This is a genomic window from Streptomyces sp. NPDC001796, assembly GCF_042892355.1.
In the GTDB taxonomy this organism is placed as follows: Bacteria; Actinomycetota; Actinomycetes; order Streptomycetales; family Streptomycetaceae; genus Streptomyces.
Map to the genome: position 1 here is coordinate 32,711 of NZ_JBIAUC010000013.1, position 19,548 is coordinate 52,258.

The window sequence follows — 19,548 nt, forward strand, 5'->3', positions numbered from 1 at the left end:
AGAAGGTAACTATGTGATGATCCACGGTAATGTCTGGCGTCCGAAGGTGCCCCCGCTTCTGTCGGCCGCGGCTACTCGGCCGAGTCCAGCGGCTCTACCGACCCCCCGCCCGCGATAGGTATTCGCGACAGCATCTCCGGTGGGAGGTCGAACGCGTCGGCCAATCGCATCATCTGCGGGGCCAGCTCGGCGATGAGCGTGTCCCGTGCCTTGGGCAGCGCTCGTACGTGGTCCGGGGACAGGTGGCCCTCCGCGAGCAGGTCCCCGGTGTGGGCGCGCAGGTGGCGGAGCAGGAACAGGCGGCACAGGTTGCGCAGCAGACGCCGGGTCCTCGGGTCCGCCGGCCGTTCGGAGGCTGTGGCGAAGGCGTTCGCCGCCTGCAGTTGGGCGTGGGCCGAGACCATCTCCAGGGCGGCTTCCGAGGTGGCGTTCCAGCGGCCGACCGGGTCGCCGGACGGGCCCTCGCGCAGGGCCGTGCGAGCCCGTTGCTGCCAGATGGCCTCGACCCGGGCGAGCAGGCCCCGTAGGAAGGCGAGGTCTGTCAGGTCTGCGTCGGCCGGTGGTGTCTGCGGGGGGCTCGCGTCGTGGCCGAAGACCATCTCGGAGGCGGCCTTCAGCCAGATCACCAGGTTGTCGCCCTCGGCGGTGATGCCTCCCTCGATGTTGCCGGGCAGCTCCGAGATGCCGTTGGCGGGGAACAGGCCCTGCGCGCCGCACCGTTCGCGGCACTCGATGGTGATCTCGCGTGCCTGCCAGGTGATCCAGCCCTTGGTGATCGCCGCGAGTCGTTCGACCTCCTCGCGGTCCTCCTCGGTGTGGGCGGCGAACCGGTCCACCACGGTGCGCTGCAGGAACGTCATCGCGTACGCCGTCGCCAGGCCGTCGAGCAGTCGGCCGTGGTGGCTGCGGTGGGCGGCGACCGGTATGCGCTCACCGGCCCTCGGGCCGGCGATCAGGCGGCTGTGGGCGTGGCGGACGGTGATGGCGAGCGCGGCACGGGCCATGCCCAGGGTGCCGGCGCTCATGCAGAGCTTGCCCATGGTGACGCGGTTGATGGAGCGCAGGAGCCGTTTGCGCTTGTTGCCGAGGTTGCTGGTCAGCGTGCCGTCGGGGGCGAGGCGGCCGTGGTCGGCCTCGAGGAGCGCCTCGCGCGGCAGCCACACGTGGTCGAAGGATGTGAGCGCGTGGTCGACCGGGGTGCCGGTGCGCTCCGGCAGTCTGCGGACCGTCACCCCGGGCAGGTGCCCGGTCCCGTCGCTGAGCGGGGTGAGGAAGAGGAACACGCCCCGGTCCTCGCCGTCCACGAGGAGCCGGGCGGCGACGACCGCCGTCTTGGGGCCGCCCGTCAGGCTCGTGTTGGGCATGAACTTCTGCGCGCCCGGCGTCGGCGTGTGCAGGTGGAAGCCGCCGCTCGGGCGGTCGAAGACGGCGACGGTCTCCATCGCGGCCACGTCGTTGCCGTGCTCCAGCTCGGTACACAGAAACGTTCCTGTGTTGCGGAGCGAGCTGAACGCGGACAGGTCGCGGTCCCCGTGGTCGTGGTCGACGAGGCTGCCGAGGAAGAGGTTGTAGTGGATGCTCGCGAGGGTGGTCAGCCCGCCGTCCACCGGGCCGATCCACTCGTGCAGCGCGGCCAGCCGGTGCGGGTCGGCCGCGAACCGCAGTGGATCGTCGAGGGTGTCGTTGAGGAGCCGCAGACGGTCGTAGGAAAGAGCGGTCCGCTCGGCGGCGGACAGGCCGGGCCGGTACGCGAACGCCCGGCCGGAGATCACCCTGCGCCAGACGCCGTGGGTACGATCGCGACGCGAGCCCTCGAAGAGAAGGTGCGCCAGATCGTCGGCCACCGGGTGTGCCTGGTCCCCGGCTTCCGTTCCTGACGTTGCTTCCGTCCCTAACCTCTCGGACGTCATGACAGTCATGGAGCTTTCCCCTGGTGTGGGTCCCTGGTGCGGGTCTGGGTCTCGAGTCAGACGCGAAGCAGGACCGAAGATACGTACCAACCGGTTTTCTTTTCAACCCCTCCACCGGTCTCGCTGGGCTCTCCCTGGCACTGGCCAGCCCCTTTTCGCTCCCAAGTGTCCGTTTATTGGAGTAGTGCACCAGGGTTGTCAAACCGTTTGGCTGGTTTTATTGTCCGGTGCGACGGGAGAGGGGACTGCTTGTGGCGCGGCAGGAGCGGGCTATTCGCACGCGGCGGGCGATCCTGGTCGCCGCGGCCCAGGTGTTCGACGAGGTCGGGTACGAGGCGGCGACGATCTCCGACGTACTGAACAGGTCGGGGGTCACCAAAGGCGCCCTGTACTTCCACTTCGCCTCCAAGGAAGAGCTGGCCCAGGCGGTGCTCGCCGAGCAGGTCTCCTCGCTGCCGCGCGTCCCCGAGCAGGAGCTGAAGCTGCAGGAGTCGCTGGACGAGGCGCTGCTGCTGTCGTACCTGCTTCGCGGCGACACCGGTGATCCGATCGTCCAGGGAAGCGTGCGCCTGACCGTGGATCAGGGGTCGCCCAAGGACCGCCTCAACCGCCGGGTGCCGATGCAGGAGTGGACCGAGCACACGCAGGCCCTCTTCGAGGAGGCCAAGCAGAGGGGCGAACTCCTCCCGCATGTCGACGTCGCCGCGCTCGCCAAGCTGTTCGTCGGCGCGTTCACCGGGGTCCAGGTCCTTTCGCGGATCATGACCGGGCGGGTGGACCTGGCCGAGCGGGTGGCCGATCTCTACCGGTTCCTGATGCCGTCCGTGGCCGTGCCGGGGATCCTGGTCCGCCTGGACTTCTCTGCCGAGCGGGGGCCGAAGGTGTTCGAAGCCGCGATGAGACGTCGCGCGGAAGAACTCGAACAAGAACACGAAGAAGAAAAACGCGGGTGATGCCTCCGCCGGCGCACCGCGTCGAAAGCCGAAGGGCCGACCCACCGATCGAACGGAGTGCACCCTCATGGACATGACCGCGTGCCCGTACGCCCTTGACGTGACCGGACGTGACCTGGCGGGCGAGACCGCGCGGTTACGGTCGCAGGGACCCGCCGTCGAGGTGGAGCTGCCGGGCGGGGTGCGCGCCTGGGCCGTCGTACGGCAGAAGTACGTCAAGCGGCTCCTGACGGATCCCCGGGTCTCGAAGGACGCCCGCCGGCACTGGCCCGACTTCGTCGCCGGCCGCATAGGTGAGGACTGGCCGCTGTACCCGTGGGTGGCGAACGAGAACATGCTCTTCGCCTACGGTGACAGCCATGCGCGGCTGCGCCGGCTGGTCGCCGCCGCCTTCACCGTCCGCCGTACCGAGGCGCTGCGGCCCCGCGTCGAGCAGCTCACCGAAGAACTGCTCGACGAGCTGGAGGCGCTGCCGGACGGCGAAGTGGTCGACCTGCGGGAGCGGTTCGCCAAGGTGCTGCCGATGCGAGTGATCTGCGAGCTGTTCGGCGTCGCCGAGGAGGCACGCGAACCGCTCTGCGCCGACCTGGAGTTGGTGTTCGGCACGGCCGTGCCCGGGGCCGAGATGGCTGCGGCGCAGGTAAGGGTCTTCGGGATGCTCGGCGAGCTGGTCGCGGGGAAACGGGCCAGGCCCGGCGACGATCTGACGACCGCGCTGATCGAGGTCCGTGACAGCGACGACGGCCGGCTGACCGAGCAGGAACTCCTCGGCACGCTCTACCTGATGATCGCCGCGGGCCAGGAGACGACCTGCACGCTCATCACGAACGCCGTCGGCGCGCTGTGCGCCCACCCGGAGCAGCGGGCGCACGTCCTTCAGGGGCGCGCGGACTGGGCCGACGTGGTGGCCGAGACACTGCGTACGCACGCGCCCGCCGCGTACTCGCCGATGCGCTTCGCCGTCGAGGACATCGAGCTCGACGGGGTGCTCATCAGGAAGGGCGATCCGATTCTGGTCTCCTTCGCGGGTGCGGCCTCGGACCCCGAGGCGTACGGGGACGACGTGGGCGTCTTCGACGTACTGCGGCCCGGCCGGAGGGACGACCTGGCCTTCGGGCACGGTGTCCACCGTTGCCTGGGGGCACCTCTTGCCCGGTTGGAGGCGACGTCCGCCCTGGCGGCGCTCTTCACCCGCTTCCCTGACCTGGATGCGGCGATACCGCTCGACGGGGTCGAACCGGTGCGGTCCTTCATCGTCCATGGATACGGGTCCCTGCCCGTCGTGCTCCGCCCCAACTGACCGAGCCGGTGGAGAGTCGGGCCCGCCGAGCTGGTGGAGAGTCGGGCCCGCCGAGCCGGTCGAGCCGAACGCGCAGAAAACCGCACGGACGGTTTGCTATCCTGAGGGTACCCGCGCAGCAACGGAGCGTCTGATGGCCAAGCAGGAACGTGCTGTCCGCACGCGCAACGCCCTGATCGAGTCCGCTGCCGAACTGTTCAGCCGCGATGGCTACGAGGTGGTCTCGCTGGCGGCGATCAGCGCCAGGGCCGGGGTCAGCAACGGCGCGCTGCACTTCCACTTCCCCAGCAAGGCCGCCCTCGCCGCGGCGGTGCGGGGCGCGGCGGCCGAGCGGTTCGACCGGATCGTCTCCGCTGAGCGGCCGCCGCCCCAGCTCGGCGGTTCGTTGCAGGCGCTGGTCGACACGAGTCACGCTCTGCTGCTTAGCCTGCGTCAGGACCTCGTGCTGCGCGCGGGGTTCTGCCTCGACGGTGTCGCGGAGGACGCCGGTCGCGGAGTGAGCCTCCATGAGCGGTGGCACGCCTGGGTGGAGGACATCGTCGCCCGGTGCGCGCGGGAGGGGCTGCTCTCCGACGTCGCACCCCGGGACCTCGTCGCCACGGTGGTCGGCGCGACGGTCGGTTTCGCCGAGCTGGGCGGGCACGACGTGCGCTGGCTGTCACGTATCACGCTCACCCGCTTCTGGTCGCTGCTCCTGCCGCGCATCGCCACGGCGCCGACCCAGCGCAGGGTGGTCGCCACAGGGAGACAGGCGGAGGTCGTCTGATCGGTTCCCCCGTTCCGCCGCGAGGACGCGAAGGTACGAGGACGCGAGGGGCACGAGGACGCGAGGGGCACGAGGACGCGACGCCCGAGTGCGGGAGGGCGCAGGGTCGCACACCCCACCCCGTCAGGTGCTCGGCACCCTCCGGAACCGCCCCGCCACCCGCAGGTCCGCCTCGATCCGCGCCGCCGTCGCGTGCAGCTGCGGCAGGATGTCCGTCACGCACTCCTCGGGCGTACGGCGGCTGCTGTGCATGGCCACGTTGACCGCCGCCACCACCCGGCCCCCGCGCTCCCGCACCGGGACCGCGATCGACCGCAGCCCCTCCTCCAGTTCCCCGTCGACCAGGGCGAATCCGTCTCGCCGTACGCGCTCCAGCACCTCCGTCAGCTCGGCCGGGTCCGTGACCGTCAGCCGCGTCATCGGGGCCGGCTCGGGCAGCGGCGGCTCAGGCAGGTCCGCCAGCATCACCCGGCCCAGCGAGGTCGCGTAGGCCGGCAGCCGGGCGCCGACCGTGATGTTGACGGTCATGATGCGGTTCGGGGCCACCCGGGCCGTGTACTGGATGTCGTCGCCGGTCAGCACCGCCAATGACGTCGACTCGTGCACCCGGTCCGACAGGGCGGTCAGATGCGGGGTCGCGATGTCCGACAGGGTCGTCCGCGACAGCGGTGGGAAGCCGAGTCCCAGTACACGCGGGGTGAGCCGGAAGAAGCGGCCGTGCACGGTGACGTAACCCAGGTGCTCCAACGTGATGAGCGCCCGCCGTGCCGTGGCCCGTGCCAGCCCCGTGGCCTCGGCCACCTCCGTCAGCGTCAGCTCGGAGCGGCCCTCCCCGAACGACGTGATCACCGTCAGCCCGCGGGCCAGTGACTCCACGAACTCGCGTCCCAGCTCCTGCTTCGACGCCCCCGTCCAGGCCGCGAGCCCGGAGGGCGCGGTGGGTACGGCGGGCGGCGCCTCGCGCAGCTCCCGCTCCATCGCCGCGACCGCCGTGCGCAGCCGCGGCAGCAGTGACCGGCGCAGATCGTCCGCCGTGTGTCGGCTGGTGTGGCTCACCACGCTCATCACGCAGGCGATCCTGCCGTCCTCCTCCCGCACGGGCAGGGACAGCGCCACCAGGCCCGGCTCGATCAACTGGTCGTCCAGCGCCCATCCCTGGACCCGCGCCTGCCCGGTGCGTTCCTTGAAGTCGTCGCCCACCGAGTGGTCCGAGCCGTCGAGCGGGCGGCTGCGCGCCGGCACCGCAGGAAAGTGGCGGTCCTCGGGGTCCGCCGCCCGCCGCGCGTGCCATCGCGCCCAGTCCTCCTCGTCCCACTCGGTCGCGAACAGCGGGCCCGGAGCGGTGCGTTCCGCGGGAAGCAGATCGCCGATGCGGAAGCTCAGCGACATCGCGCGGCGCCGGGTCGCCTGATGGATGAATCGGATGCCGTCCAGGTCGGCGACCGCGAGCGACACCGACTCGTCCAGCTCGTCGGCCAGCGCGTCCGCGTGCGCGTCCAGCAGCTTCGGCAGCCGCAGCGCCGCCAGGTAGGCGTTGCCCAGCTCCATCAGCCGCGGCGCGAGCACGACGTCCCGGCCGTCCAGCCGGACGTACTCCATACGGGCGAGCGTCCCCGTGATCCGGTCGACCGTGGACCGGGCGAGCCCGCTGGCCCGCTCCAGGGCGCTGAGGCTGCAGCTGCCGTCGGCGTCGGTGAGCCGCCGCAGCACCTTGAGGCCGCGCATGAGGGGGGCGACGGCTTCGGCGGGGGCGGTGGTGTCCGGGGCCGGAGTGACGTTCGGGAGCATGGGGTCACGGTAATGCGGGGCCGGCCGCCTGCGCCGTGTTCACATACGGCGCAGGGCGTCCCGACCCCCGTATGCCTTCGGTGGACCCTTCCGGGTGCGTCAGCGCCGGGTCACCCGGACCCGGTAGTCGCCGGACGGGTCCTTCGCCTCGACGGTGATGACTATTCCCTCCTTGGGGTCCGCGAAGCTCTGCCCGGGTACGAACGGCGCGTCGGACAGCTCGGCGTGCACGTTCGGGCTGCGGGTGCAGCCGCCGCTGTCGCGTGTGGAGTCGTAGACCTGGATGGGGCCGTTGCCGGTGTCGACGTCCGCGTCGACGCGGTAGACGAGGATGCCGGGCCGGCACACCGCCGCGTCGTTGCCTTCTCGGGTGCGCAGCTCCAGGGCGTAGCCGGCCCTGGAGCTGAGCGGCAGGAAGACCAGTTTGACCCCGCCGGCGCGGGCCAGCGGGGTCAGCGTGTACTGCCCGGAGCCGCGCGCGGCCACACAGGCGATCTGGGAGTCGTCGAGCCAGCCGAGCTTCCACTTGTGCCAGGCGAGCATGTCGTTGTCGGCGCCCCAGTCCTCGCTCATGATGTCCCAGTGCCCGACGGCGGCGCCGCCCTCCTGGGTGTAGAGGTCGGGCAGCCCGAAGATGTGGCCGTTCTCGTGGGGCAGGACCCGGAAGCCGGTCTGCGAGTAGGAGCCGGAGCCGTCGTCCTGGCGGCTGTAGATGAAGGACGCGTTGGAGACGGGGACGCCGTCGGCGACCGGGGCCTCGGCGTTGCCTGCGAAGGTCACCGACAGGACGGTGTCCAGGGCGGAGGGGCCGGCGTTCGGGGTGACGAGCACGTTCACCAGGTCGTAGTGGCGGAAGTCGACCTCGGGGTCGGCGGCGGTCACGATGTCCTGCACCAGTTCGCGGTAGCCGGGGTCGAAGGGGGCGCCGCGCTGTATGCCGTACGCCCTGAACGGCTTGGGCATGCGCAGCCAGTGGCGTATCGGGGCGTCGGTGCGGTAGTCGAGGCGGCCGTAGGAACTGGTGGCGAACCACTGACGGGTCTGCGGGACGAACTCCGCGAGCCGGTCGAGGGCGCTGCCCTGGCCGGGCGCGTCGGAGAAGTCGACCATCAGGTTCAGGGCGTGGACGGTTCCGGTGGAGCGGGCGTAGCCGGAGGGGCTGGGGATGCTCTCCGGCATCAGCACGCGGTTGTGACCGTGGAGCATGCAGGGGCGTAGCGTCGAGGATCGGGCCGGGGCTATGGGACCCGCCGCGGAGCCCGTCGTCAGATGTGCCGGGCCGGCGGAGGTGGAGACCGCCAGCGTCAGGACGGTGACCGAGGCGAGCGAGGCGGCGCGGCCCGGGCGTATCCGGCGGCGGGACGACTGCATGCGGTGGCCCTTCGCTCCAAGGCAGCCGCGCCTCACCGGCTGCACCCTTGCGATCACCCTGTGCTGCGGGGTGCTGGCACGCGCGCTGGGAGAGGCCGAACGAGGGGTTGGGAGGTGGGGGAGGGGTGACGGTGGAAGCGGGGAGGTGTGGGGTCACCCGGCGTCGATACAGTGTGACGCAGGTCACATGAAATCGGCCCGTGTTGGCGAAATAACCGGGGACCGATTCCCCGTTTAGTCCTGTGTCCGCGCGAAGCGGGGACTGAATCCCCGGATCGCGATCACTCATCCACTCACCCAGGAGTACGCCGTGCAGACCGCCACCCCCGTGCAGCGACGGGCGTCCCGGCCCCGAGCCGATGCCCTGCGCAACCGGGAGCGGATCGTCACCGCCGCCCGGGAGATGTTCGTCGAGTTCGGCCCCGACGTGCCGTTCGACGAGATCGCCCGTCGGGCCGGTGTCGGCAACGCCACGGTGTACCGCAACTTCCCCGACCGCGACGCCCTTGTCCGCGAGGTCGTCTGCTCGGTCATGGACCGCACCTCCGAGGTGGCGGAACAGGCGCTGGCCGAGGACACCGACCCGTTCGAGGCTCTGGAGAAGTTCGCGCACTCCGCCGCCGACGAGCGGGTCAGCGCGCTGTGCCCGATGCTCTCCGACACGTTCGACAAGCACCACCCGGACCTGGAAGCGGCCCGCGAGCGCATCGAGCGGCTCGTCCAGGAGGTCATGGACCGCGCCAAGGCGGCCGGCACGCTCCGCCCCGACGTGGGCGTCGGTGACCTGATGGTCGCCGTGGCCCAGCTCAGCCGGCCCCCGGCCGGCACCGTGTGCTTCAGTGCCGACCGTTTCGTCCACCGCCATCTTCAGCTGTTCCTGGACGGTCTGCGGGCGCCGGCCCGCTCCACGCTGCCGGGCACGGCCGTGACCATGGAGGAGCTGCGCCAGTCCTGAGCGATCCGTAGCGATTAGTTCCGCGCTCCACCCAAGTCATCCCTCACAGCAGAGCTTCCGGCCGTCAACGACGACGAGCCGTCACCAACCGTCACCTTTTTCCTCTACGACGTCCCGGAGTGGGTACCCCCATGTCTCAAACTGCCTCAACGGCCCCAGGCGTCCCTGACGCCAACCGCTGGAGGGCGCTCGTCTTCATCGCGCTCGCCCAGCTGATGGTCGTCCTCGACGCCACCATCGTGAACATCGCCCTTCCGTCCGCCCAGCAGGACCTCGGGATATCCGACGGCAACCGGCAGTGGGTCGTCACCGCCTACGCCCTCGCCTTCGGTGGCCTCCTTCTCTTCGGCGGCCGGATCGCCGACCTGTGGGGCCGCAAGCGGGCCTTCGTCATAGGCCTGACCGGCTTCGCCGCCGCCTCCGCGCTCGGCGGCGCGGCGACCACGGGCGCGATGATGTTCGGCGCCCGCGCCCTCCAGGGTGTCTTCGGCGCCATGCTCGCCCCGGCCGCGCTCTCCCTGCTCGCCGTGATGTTCACGGACGCCAAGGAGCGTGCCAAGGCGTTCGGCATCTACGGCGCGATCGCCGGTGGCGGCGGCGCCGTCGGCTTCATCCTCGGCGGTGTGCTGACCGAGTACCTGGACTGGCGCTGGACGTTCTTCGTCAACATTCCGTTCGCCGTGGTCGCCGCGCTGGGCGCGTACTTCGTCATCCGTGAGCCGGAGGGCGGCCGCAACCGCTCCCCGCTCGACATCCCCGGCGTCGTCCTGTCCACCCTGGGTCTGGTCTCGCTGGTCTACGGCTTCACCCGCGCCGAGTCCGACGGCTGGGGCGACTCGACGACCGTCTCCCTGTTCGTCGCGTCGGCCGTCTTCCTGCTGGCCTTCGTCATCACCGAGGCCAAGGTCAAGGCCCCGCTGCTGCCCCTGCGCGTGGTCACCGACCGCAACCGCGGCGGCATCTACCTCTCGCTCGGCATCGCCATCATCGCGATGTTCGGCACGTTCCTCTTCCTGACCTACTACCTGCAGGTCATCAAGGGCTACTCGCCGATCAAGACGGGCTTCGCCTTCCTGCCGATGATCGCGGGCATGATGGTCGGCTCGACCCAGATCGGCACGCGCCTGATGACCCGTGTCCCGGCCCGGCTGCTGATGGGCCCCGGGTTCCTGGTCGCCGCGTCCGGCATGCTGCTGCTGACGCAGCTGGAGATCGGCTCGTCGTACGCCTCGACCGTCCTGCCGTCGATGCTGCTGCTCGGCCTCGGCATGGGTACGGCGTTCATGCCGGCCATGTCCCTGGCGACCTTGGGCGTCGAGCCCCGGGACGCCGGTGTCGCCTCCGCGATGGTCAACACCTCGCAGCAGGTGGGCGGCGCGATCGGCACCGCCCTGCTGAACACGATCGCCGCCTCCGCGACGACCTCGTACATCAAGGACCACATCGCCACGGCCACCTCCAAGCCGCAGCAGCAGCTGGTCCAGATGGAGGGCATGGTGCACGGCTACACCAACGCGATCTGGTTCGCCGTCGGGATGCTGGTGCTCGCTGCCGTCATCGTCGTCACCTTCGTCAACGCCGGCCGCCCGGACTCCGGTCCGGTCGCCTCCGGTGAGGGCGTCGAGGACGAGGTGGCCGTCCCGGTGGTCGCCCACTGAGGCGCCTGCGCAGGGGTACCCGTAGAGAACCGAGCACAAAGGTACGGACGAGGAAGGGGACGTCTCGGCCGTACGTCTGAAGGGGGTCCGCCCCGGCTCCGCCGATCCGGTGGGGCCGGGGCGGACCCGTGTCCGGGGGTCGGGGCGGACCCGTGTCCGGTGTCGGCGGGGCGGGCCCGTCTGCGAGTGTCCGCCCCGCGGCTCAGCGGAGCCAGGGCAGGTCCGCCCCCGCCTCCTTGGGCTGCAGCCCCTCCGCGATGATCGCCATGATGTCGCCCAGGGACTTCTGCTGCTCGGGGGTGAGCCGGTCGAACAGGGCCTGGCGCACGGCCGCCACATGGCCGGGCGCGGTGCGTGCCAGCACCTCGTACCCCTCGTCCGTGAGGACCGCGAGCTGCCCGCGCTTGTCGGAGGGGCACTCCTCGCGCCGCACCCAGCCGCTCTTCTCCAGGCGCGCGACGGCGTGCGAGAGCCGGGAGCGCGTGATCTTCGCCCGCATGGCCAGCTCGGTCATCCGCAGCCGCCGCCGCGGTGCCTCGGCGAGCTGGACGAGCAGTCCGTAGTAGACGTGCGGCATGCCCGCGTCGCGCTGCAGCTGGCGGTCGAGGTGGTCCTCGAGAAGGGTGACGGCGTGCATGTACGCACGCCAGGTGCGCTGTTCCTCATCGGTGAGCCAGCGGGTGTCCTCAGCGGGTGCCGTCTTCATGACTCCACTGTACGAGGCGCCTTCTTGAAATTTAAACAAGCGGAGCGTAACCTCGTCGCAGACAGCTTGAGATTTCAAGCAATCAGTCTTCAGGGGCACGTCGCACCGTTGCCGCACGAAGGGAGCCGCCGTCATGTCCGCCGCCGTCGAGGAGCGCATCGCGCCCCAGCGCATGCCCGCCCTCTATCTGAGCCACGGTGCGCCCCCGCTGGCCGACGACCCGATCTGGCCCGGCCAGCTCGCCGCCTGGTCCGCCGACCTGCCGCGCCCCAAGGCGATCCTGATGGTCTCCGCCCACTGGGAGGAGGCCCCGCTCGCCCTCGGCGCGACGCGCACCGTCCCGCTGGTCTACGACTTCTGGGGCTTCCCCGAGCACTACTACCGCGTGCGGTACGAGGCCCCGGGCGCCCCGCAGCTAGCCGACGCCGTCCGCAAGCTGCTGCGCGCCCCCGGCACCCCCGTCCAGGACATCCCGGACCGCGGCCTGGACCACGGCGCGTACGTCCCGCTCGTCGAGATGTTCCCCGAGGCCGACATCCCGGTCCTGCAGATCTCCATGCCGACACTGGACCCGGTGAAGCTGATGGAGATCGGCCGCAAGCTGGCCCCGCTGTGCGACGAGGGCGTCCTGATCGTCGGCTCCGGCTTCTTCACCCACAACCTGGCAGCCCTGCGGCACGCGGGCGGGGGAGTGCCCACCTGGTCCTCGGAGTTCGACGACTGGGGCCGCCGCGCCCTGGAGGCGCGCGACTGGGACGCCCTGCTGGACTTCCTGGACAAGGCCCCGGCCGGCCGGTACGCCCACCCGCGCACCGAGCACTTCGCCCCGCTGTTCGTGACCATGGGTGCGGCGGAGGCCGGCGGTGAGCTCGACGCCCAGCGGTCCGTGATCGACGGCTTCTGGATGGGAATGGCGAAGCGGTCGGTGCAGTTCGGATGACGGTGGCCGGGGACTAGGCGTCCTGATCGAGGCCCTGCTGGAGGTCCTTCTCGTACCAGGCCACGTCCCAGTACCGCCCGAACTTGCGGCCCACCTCCCGGTAGGTGCCGACGTGGCGGAAGCCGAGGCGTTCGTGCAGACGCACGGACGCTTCGTTGGGCTGGGCGATGCCCGCGTACGCGCGGTGCAGGTCCTCGCCCGCCAGGGCTTCGAAGAGCGCGCTGTAGAGGCGCCCGCCCACGCCGCGGCCGGTCGCGTGCGGGGCGAGGTAGATCGTGACCTCCACCGAGGTCGCGTACGCCGGCTTCGGGCGGAAGGCGCTGGATGTGGCGTACCCCAGGATCTCCTGTGACTCGGCGTCCGCGGCAACCATCAGCCGGTGCGGCCCGTCTTCAGGGTGGGAGAGGAGCCAGGGGCGGCGGTCCTCGGCCGTGAAGGGCATGGTGTCGAATGTGATCGGCGTCTCACGCACGTAGTGGTTGTAGATGTCCGTGAGAGCTTGGAGATCGCCCTCGGCTCCCGGCCTGACCTGCAGGCGCCTACGCTCTGCCATTGCCCCGCCTCTCAGTGTGGCGAGACAGGGTACTGCATGATCAGAAAAAATGAGGGGCGGGTTGGGAATTCTGTCCGGATTCCAGTCGTTGTTTCCTTCGGATGCCGGGCACCCGGAAGGGTGGCCGAATCGTTACCAGACCATCCGCTAGCCCACCATCGCAAGGGAGCACGCATGGCAACCCGTGCCGTCGCCCGTCGCCAGGCCGCCGAGGGCGAAACCATCGACGCCGCGGCAAGCAGTGTTCGCGCCCAGGGCGACATAGCCGACCGCGACCTGGTCGGTATGTACCTCGACGAGATCGCGCGTACGCCCCTCCTCGACGCCGCCAAGGAGGTCGAGCTCTCACAGATCATCGAGGCGGGCGTGTTCGCACGGCAGATCCTCGACGGCGAGGAGGAGGCCAAGGCGGATGCCACCCGTGCGGAGCTCGAGGCCCTGGTCGCCGAGGGGGAGCGGGCCAAGGAGATCTTCATCCGCTCCAACCTCCGACTGGTCGTCGCCGTCGCGCGCCGCTATCCGCGCAGTGGCCTGCCGCTGCTCGACCTGGTCCAGGAGGGGAACGCGGGCCTGGTGCGCGCCGTCGAGAAGTTCGACTACCGCAAGGGCTTCAAGTTCTCCACCTACGCCACCTGGTGGATCCGTCAGGCGATCACGCGGTCGATAGCCGACCAGTCGCGCACCATCCGGCTGCCCGTCCACCTGGTCGAGGAGCTGGGACGCATCCGCCGTGTCCAGCGCGAGTTCAACCGTGAGAACGGCCGGGACCCCGAGCCCGCCGAGATCGCGGCCGAGCTCGACTCGTCGGCGGAGCGCATCAGCGACGTCCTCGACTGGGCGCGTGACCCCGTCTCGCTGAACATGTCGGTGGACGACGAGGGCGAGACCCAGTTCGGCGACCTGCTCGAGGACACCTCCGCGGTGTCGCCGGAGCAGTCGGTGCTCACGCTGCTGCGCAGCGAGGAGCTGGACGACCTGATCGGCCGGCTCGACGACCGCACGGCCTCGATCATCAAGATGCGGTACGGCATCGAGGACGGCCGGGAGCGCACGCTGACGGAGGTCGGCAAGGAGCACGGCCTGACCCGTGAGCGCATCCGCCAGATCGAGAAGCACGCCCTGCTCGAGCTGAAGAAGCTGGCCCGCCAGACCGGCTTCGACGCGGCTGCGTAACGACGGTGCAGTTGCCCCGCATCGAACACGCGGGTCCGGGGCACAAGACCTCCGGGTCCCGCGACCGCACGGTTCGCATCCACAGAGCCGAGTCCCGACGCACTCCCCCCGGCGCCGGGACTCTCCCCGGGCCGGGCCCCGGCGCCACTCCCCCCCGGCGCCGGGGTCCGGCTCTTCGTATGTCCGGCCACGGCTGGGGGCACGTCGACGGGCCGCCCCGGACCTGAACCCCGGGGCGGCCCGGATGGCAGATTGTGCCACAGCGGCATAACCTGCCGTAGGTGAGCAGTACCGCACCAGGCGCGTCCCTGACCGAGCGGCGCAAGACGGCGACCCGTATGGAGATCGCCCGGGCCGCCGCGGGACTGTTCATGGCGAACGGTCTGCGTGCCACCCGCGCCGAGGACATCGCCCGCGCCGCCGGGATCGCCCCGCGCACCTTCTACCGCTACTTCGCGACCAAGGAGGAAGCGCTCGCGCCGCTCTTCACATCGGGCGCCCACCGGTGGACCGACGCCGTCCGCGACGCCCCCGCCGGCCTCGCCGTCGCCGACGCCCTGCACCACGCGGTGCGGCACACCCTCACTCCGGGCACCGGTGTGTCCGCCACGTCCCTGGAGTGGATCCGCACGCTGCTGCGCCTCACCGAGTCCCACCCCGCGCTGACCAAGGTGTGGGCGGAGATCTGTCAGGCGGCCGAGCGGGAGCTGGCGGAGGTGCTCGCGGCGCGGGCGGGCGACGGGACGTCGGGTCAGGTCACCCCGTCCCTCCGGTTCGCTGCGGCCGTCGCCAGTGCCGCCGTGCGCGTGGCGGTGGAGAGCTGGGCCGCGGGCGACGCACCGGCCGGCGGCCCGGGCGGGCCCGCCGCACTCGCCGTGCGCAACCTGGACGCCCTGCGGGACTTCCCGTGGACAGCTGAGCCGAACTCCCCGTGAGAGAGCGGCTCAGCCGCAGTCTCACCCGGCCGTCGCCTCACCCGGCCGCCCGGCTCAGCCGCGCCCCCAGGTCCCGTACCGCAGCGACGAGGTCGGCCGGGCGGTGCACCGTGAACTCGCAGTCCACCAGTGCGAGCCGTACCGCCAGCCACTCCACCGAGTCGCTCGCCACACCCCGCAGTCGGCAACTGTGCTCGTCGAGCGGCTCGGGGGCGCCGACCCACCGGGGTGTGCGTGCGGCGACGAAGTCGGCGGGGGCGGCGAACGTCGCCTCGAACTCGTAGGTCTCCTGCCGCCGGTACACCGACTGCCTCAAGTACTCCGCCGCACTCCCGGTCGGCAGCTCCCGCGGGGCGAACCGGGCACCTGTCGCGAACGGCTCGGCGACCCGGTCCACCCGGAACGTCCGCCAGTCCTCACGCTCGAGGTCGTAGGCGACCAGGTACCAGCGGCGCCCCGTCGACACCAGCCGGTACGGCTCCGACAGGCGCCGCGACGGTGTGCCGTCCCCGGAGCGGTACGCGAACCGCAGCCGCTCCCGGCCCGCGATCGCCGAGGCCATCACGGTGAGCGTCTCCGGTGCGATGCTCGCCCCGTCGCCGCTGGCCAGAGCGGTGGTGGCGGCCTGGAGCGTGGTGACGCGGTGGCGCAGCCGGCTCGGCAGCACCTGCTCCAGCTTGGCCAGGGCCCGTACCGAGGCCTCCTCCACGCCCTCCACCGCGTGCCCGGCGCCCGCCCGCAGCCCGACGGCGATCGCCACGGCCTCCTCGTCGTCCAGAACCAGCGGCGGCATCGCCTTCCCGGCGACCAGCCGGTAACCGCCGTCGGCACCCTTGCTGGCCTCCACGGGGTAGCCCAGCTCGCGCAGCCGGTCGATGTCCCGCCGCACGGTGCGCCGGGACACCCCGAGCCGTTCGGCGAGCTCGCCGCCGGGCCACTCGCGCGGTGTCTGCAGGAGGGAGAGCAGCTGGAGGAGCCGGGCCGGAGTGTCGGTTGTCATGTGTCGAGGATGCCGGAGAACTAGGACGTGATCTGACCTAATGCACTCCTAGCTTCCGGACATGACCTCCACCCAGACACTCAGCAGCAGTACGGCCGGCGCGGGCGACCGCCGACGCTGGTTCGCGCTCGCGATCGTGATGACCGCGGCCTTCATGGACCTCGTCGACGTCACGATCGTCAACATCGCCATCCCGTCGATCCAGCGGGATGCGGGCGCCTCGTTCAGCCAGATCCAGTGGATCACCGCCGGTTACGCCCTCGCCTTCGCCGCGGGACTCATCACCGGGGGCCGACTCGGCGACATCCACGGCCGCAGACGCCTCTTCCTGATCGGCATCGGCGGCTTCACGCTCGCCTCGGCGCTGTGCGGGTTCGCCGCGAACCCGGAGATGCTCGTCGCCTCCCGGATCCTGCAGGGCGCGATGGCCGCGATGATGGTGCCGCAGGTGCTGTCGATCGTGCACGCCACCTTCCCGGCGCACGAGCGGGGCAAGGTCTTCGGCCTGTTCGGCGCGATCGTCGGGCTGGGTGCCGTCTCCGGGCCGCTCCTGGGCGCGCTGCTGACCGAGTGGAACCTGTTCGGGCTTCAGTGGCGGCCCATCTTCCTGATCAACCTGCCGGTCGGCGTCGCCGCGTACGTCCTCGGCCGGCGCTTCATCACCGAGTCGAAGGCTCCGCGGGCGCTGCGCCTCGACCTCGTCGGAGTCACCCTGGTCACGCTCGGTCTGCTGATGCTGCTCTACCCGCTCACCCGCGGCCGGGAACTGGGCTGGCCGCTGTGGGGATACGCGTCGATGGCGGGCGCGCTCGTCGTCTTCGGGGCGCTGGTGGCGTACGAGAAGCGCAAGACCGAGCGCGACGGTTCCCCGCTGGTCGAACTGTCCCTGTTCCGGGTGAAGAGCTTCGCGGCGGGCATCGCGGTGCAGACGGTGTTCGGCGTCGGCCTCGGCGTCTTCTTCCTGGTCTGGACGCTGTACATGCAGGTGGGCCTCGGCTGGAGCGCGCTGCGCGCCGGACTGACGGGCGTGCCGTTCTCGATCGCGGTCTCCACCGCGGCCGGGATGTCGGTGCAGAAGCTGGTCCCGCGCTTCGGCCGCAGGGTGCTGCAGGCGGGTGCGCTGGTGATGGCGGCGGGCGTCCTTCTCTACATGGCGGAGGCCCACCGGTACGGCCAGTCGATCGCCTCATGGCAGATGGCGCTGCCGCTGGTGGTCATGGGCGTGGGCATGGGGCTGATCGTCGCCCCGCTGACGGACGCGATCCTGTCCGAGGTGCCCCGCGAGCACTCCGGATCGGCGTCCGGTCTGATCAACACGGTGCAGCAGATGGGCAACGCGCTCGGCCTCGGGCTCGTGTCGGTGGTCTTCTTCGGCGAGATCGGTGACCGGCTGACCCCCGCACAGGTGGGCCCGGCCTTCGTGCACGCCTTCCAGCACGCGCTCGGGTGGGTGGCAGCGGTGATGATCGTGATCTTCCTGCTGATGTTCGCGCTGCCCAAGCGGCCGGCGCAGCATGCCGAGGGCGGTGCCGCTGAGCGCCCCGACAGCGGCGTGGGGAACGGCGCGAGCAACCGCACACACCCCGCGGACGGCGTGCAACCCGTCGGGGCAGCCCGGTAGCCGAGCCCGCAAGCCGGCGCAGCACACAGCGCCCGTTCGTGTCCGTTCTGTAGCACCAACCTGTTTACTTTCCGGAAATTCGGACGTAGCCTCCGACCTGAAACCACACGTTCGGGCATGGTCGGAGGTGAACAGACATGTACGCGCCGGAGCGCCAGCAGGAGATCCTCCGGCTCGCCCGTGACGGCGGCCGGGTCGATGTCGTCTCGCTGGCCGAGGAGTTCCAGGTCACGGCCGAGACGATCCGCCGCGACCTCAAGGCCCTCGATCGCGCGGGCCTCCTGCGCCGGGTGCACGGGGGTGCCATCCCCGCCGGGCGCCTCGACTTCGAGCCGGACCTGGCTGAACGGGAGTCCACCGCGGCCGACGAGAAGGACCGGATCGCCAAGGCTGCCCTCGCGGAGCTGCCGAGCGGGGGCACGATGATCCTCGACGCCGGTTCGACGGTCGCCCGGCTGGCGGGGGCCATCCCGCTCGACGCGCAGCTCACCGTCGTCACGCACAGCCTGCCCACCGCGGCACGCCTCGCGGACCACCCCGGCATCCAGCTCCATCTGGTCGGCGGGCGCGTCCGGCACCGTACGCGCGCCGCCGTGGACGCCTGGGCGCTGCGCGCCTACGGAGAGATCCGCGCCGACGCCGTGTTCATCGCCGCCAACGGCTTCTCCGCCGACCACGGACTGACCACGCCCGACCTCGCCGAGGCCGCCGTCAAGCGCGCGGCGATCCGCGCCGCGCGCCGGGTGGTGCTGCTCGCCGACTCCTCCAAGCACGGCCAGGAGCACTTCGCCCGTTTCGGCGACCTCGGTGATGTGGACCTGCTGATCACCGACAGCGGGCTGAGCCCCGAGGACGCCACCGCGATCGAGCGCGGCGGCACGGAAGTAGTGCGCGCATGATTCTCACCGTCACCCCGAACCCCTCCCTCGACCGCACGTACGAGGTCCCCTCCCTGGACCGCGGCGAGGTCATCCGGGCCACCGGCGAACAGGTGGACCCGGGCGGCAAGGGCGTGAACGTCTCGCGCGCGGTCGCCGCGGCCGGGCAGCGCACGGTCGCCGTCCTGCCCCTCGGCGGTGCCCCGGGAGCGCTCGTCGCCGATCTGCTGCACGCCCAGGGCATCGACGTCGCACCGGTCCCGATCGCCGGAGCCACCCGCTCCAACATCGCGGTCGCCGAACCCGACGGCACCCTCACCAAGATCAACGCGCCCGGACCGGAGCTCTCCCCCGCCGAGGCCGAACTCCTCCTGGAGACGGTCCGCGCGCAGTACCAGGCGGCCGACATCACCTGGATCACCTGCTGCGGCAGCCTTCCGCGCGGCCTCGCCCCGTCCTGGTACGCCGACCTGGTGGCCCGTGCCCACGCCGCGGGCGCCCGGATCGTGCTCGACACCTCCGGTCCCGCGCTTCTCGAGGCGCTGCGCGAGCGTCCCGACGTGGTCAAGCCGAACGCCGAGGAACTCGCGGAGGCCGTCGGGCGCCCCCTCGTCACGGTGGGCGACGCGGCCAAGGCGGCCGAGGAGCTGCGCGCGATGGGCGCGGGCGCCGTGCTCGCGAGCCTCGGCGCGGACGGACAACTGCTGGTCAACGCCGCCGGCACATGGTTCGGCAGCGCCCGTGTCGATGCCGTACGCTCCAACGTCGGGGCCGGCGACTCCTCTCTCGCCGGTTTCCTGATCGCGGGCGGCAGCGGCCCGGAGGCCCTTGCCTCGGCCGTCGCCCATGGCGCCGCGGCGGTCCAGCTGCCCGGCAGCGTGATGCCGACCCCCGCCGACCTCGACCTCTCCGCCGTCACCGTCACGTCGGAGGTACCCGTGGACCGCGTGTTGACGGAGCCCGTCTCATGAGCGCGCACCCGACGCGGCGGAAGGCGGTCGCACCCGCCGCGGCCACCAGGAGGCGGGATTCCCCCGGCCC

General features: G+C 71.2%; 17 protein-coding genes. 11 read left to right on the top strand and 6 right to left on the bottom strand.

All coding sequences use genetic code 11. From position 1 onward, the window contains the following. Window positions 1-71 precede the first annotated feature (71 nt). Window positions 72-1,919: an acyl-CoA dehydrogenase gene (locus ACFYZE_RS24385; protein ID WP_388997833.1), complete on the bottom strand. Its 1,848-nt coding sequence runs from the start codon at window positions 1,917-1,919 to the stop codon at window positions 72-74. Window positions 1,920-2,161: 242 nt separating this feature from the next. Between ACFYZE_RS24385 and ACFYZE_RS24390 the strand changes: the two genes are divergently transcribed. From ACFYZE_RS24390 to ACFYZE_RS24400, 3 genes are all read left to right on the top strand, one after another. Next, a complete protein-coding gene (locus ACFYZE_RS24390; RefSeq protein WP_388998200.1) occupies window positions 2,162-2,863 on the top strand; it encodes a ScbR family autoregulator-binding transcription factor in 702 nt (233 codons plus the stop codon). A 67-nt stretch (window positions 2,864-2,930) separates the two neighbouring features. Continuing rightward, window positions 2,931-4,163 carry a cytochrome P450 gene (locus ACFYZE_RS24395; RefSeq protein WP_388997836.1) on the top strand — a complete coding sequence of 411 codons (1,233 nt, stop codon included), beginning with the start codon at window positions 2,931-2,933 and terminating at the stop codon, window positions 4,161-4,163. Between the two features lie 133 nt (window positions 4,164-4,296). Continuing rightward, window positions 4,297-4,929: a ScbR family autoregulator-binding transcription factor gene (locus ACFYZE_RS24400; protein ID WP_388997839.1), complete on the top strand. Its 633-nt coding sequence runs from the start codon at window positions 4,297-4,299 to the stop codon at window positions 4,927-4,929. Window positions 4,930-5,052: 123 nt separating this feature from the next. Here ACFYZE_RS24400 and ACFYZE_RS24405 read toward each other — a convergent pair whose 3' ends face one another. Then, window positions 5,053-6,717 carry an IclR family transcriptional regulator C-terminal domain-containing protein gene (locus tag ACFYZE_RS24405; RefSeq protein ID WP_388997842.1) on the bottom strand — a complete coding sequence of 555 codons (1,665 nt, stop codon included), beginning with the start codon at window positions 6,715-6,717 and terminating at the stop codon, window positions 5,053-5,055. A gap of 99 nt (window positions 6,718-6,816) precedes the next feature. Next, the gene (locus ACFYZE_RS24410; protein ID WP_388997845.1) at window positions 6,817-8,088 is read right to left on the bottom strand and encodes a M6 family metalloprotease domain-containing protein; all 1,272 of its coding nucleotides are present in this window, start codon (window positions 8,086-8,088) and stop codon (window positions 6,817-6,819) included. A gap of 310 nt (window positions 8,089-8,398) precedes the next feature. Between ACFYZE_RS24410 and ACFYZE_RS24415 the strand changes: the two genes are divergently transcribed. Together ACFYZE_RS24415 and ACFYZE_RS24420 are read left to right on the top strand one after the other, a co-directional pair. Next, entirely contained in the window at window positions 8,399-9,043 is a 645-nt protein-coding gene (locus ACFYZE_RS24415) for a TetR/AcrR family transcriptional regulator (protein WP_388997848.1), read from the top strand. A 131-nt stretch (window positions 9,044-9,174) separates the two neighbouring features. Next, window positions 9,175-10,701: an MFS transporter gene (locus ACFYZE_RS24420; protein WP_388997851.1), complete on the top strand. Its 1,527-nt coding sequence runs from the start codon at window positions 9,175-9,177 to the stop codon at window positions 10,699-10,701. Window positions 10,702-10,903: 202 nt separating this feature from the next. Here the strand turns inward: ACFYZE_RS24420 and ACFYZE_RS24425 are convergent, their stop codons facing one another. After that, window positions 10,904-11,407 carry a MarR family winged helix-turn-helix transcriptional regulator gene (locus tag ACFYZE_RS24425; RefSeq protein ID WP_388997854.1) on the bottom strand — a complete coding sequence of 168 codons (504 nt, stop codon included), beginning with the start codon at window positions 11,405-11,407 and terminating at the stop codon, window positions 10,904-10,906. A gap of 133 nt (window positions 11,408-11,540) precedes the next feature. Here ACFYZE_RS24425 and ACFYZE_RS24430 point away from each other — a divergent pair, with 133 nt between their 5' ends. Continuing rightward, a complete protein-coding gene (locus tag ACFYZE_RS24430) occupies window positions 11,541-12,347 on the top strand; it encodes a dioxygenase (RefSeq protein WP_388997857.1) in 807 nt (268 codons plus the stop codon). Between the two features lie 13 nt (window positions 12,348-12,360). Here ACFYZE_RS24430 and ACFYZE_RS24435 read toward each other — a convergent pair whose 3' ends face one another. Further along, on the bottom strand, window positions 12,361-12,900 hold the full coding sequence (locus tag ACFYZE_RS24435) for a GNAT family N-acetyltransferase (RefSeq protein ID WP_388997860.1): 540 nt from the start codon (window positions 12,898-12,900) through the stop codon (window positions 12,361-12,363). Between the two features lie 174 nt (window positions 12,901-13,074). On the opposite strand from ACFYZE_RS24435, the gene ACFYZE_RS24440 reads away from it, so the two are divergent. Both ACFYZE_RS24440 and ACFYZE_RS24445 read left to right on the top strand, forming a co-directional pair. Continuing rightward, window positions 13,075-14,073 carry an RNA polymerase sigma factor RpoD/SigA gene (locus ACFYZE_RS24440; RefSeq protein ID WP_388997863.1) on the top strand — a complete coding sequence of 333 codons (999 nt, stop codon included), beginning with the start codon at window positions 13,075-13,077 and terminating at the stop codon, window positions 14,071-14,073. A 338-nt stretch (window positions 14,074-14,411) separates the two neighbouring features. Next, entirely contained in the window at window positions 14,412-15,008 is a 597-nt protein-coding gene (locus ACFYZE_RS24445; protein ID WP_388998203.1) for a TetR/AcrR family transcriptional regulator, read from the top strand. 37 nt (window positions 15,009-15,045) lie between these two features. On the opposite strand, the gene ACFYZE_RS24450 is transcribed toward ACFYZE_RS24445, so the two are convergent. Then, a complete protein-coding gene (locus ACFYZE_RS24450; protein WP_388997866.1) occupies window positions 15,046-16,008 on the bottom strand; it encodes a helix-turn-helix transcriptional regulator in 963 nt (320 codons plus the stop codon). A gap of 61 nt (window positions 16,009-16,069) precedes the next feature. Here ACFYZE_RS24450 and ACFYZE_RS24455 point away from each other — a divergent pair, with 61 nt between their 5' ends. The 3 genes from ACFYZE_RS24455 (at window position 16,070) to pfkB (ending at window position 19,478) form a co-directional block, all read left to right on the top strand. Further along, the gene (locus ACFYZE_RS24455; protein WP_388997869.1) at window positions 16,070-17,629 is read left to right on the top strand and encodes an MFS transporter; all 1,560 of its coding nucleotides are present in this window, start codon (window positions 16,070-16,072) and stop codon (window positions 17,627-17,629) included. 137 nt (window positions 17,630-17,766) lie between these two features. Further along, window positions 17,767-18,528, top strand: coding sequence for a DeoR/GlpR family DNA-binding transcription regulator (locus ACFYZE_RS24460; RefSeq protein ID WP_388997872.1), 762 nt, complete (start codon window positions 17,767-17,769; stop codon window positions 18,526-18,528). Beyond that, complete coding sequence (gene pfkB / locus ACFYZE_RS24465) at window positions 18,525-19,478, top strand: 1-phosphofructokinase (protein ID WP_388997875.1); 954 nt, start codon at window positions 18,525-18,527, stop codon at window positions 19,476-19,478. The genes ACFYZE_RS24460 and pfkB overlap by 4 nt, the downstream gene beginning before the upstream one ends. Window positions 19,479-19,548: the final 70 nt, after the last annotated feature.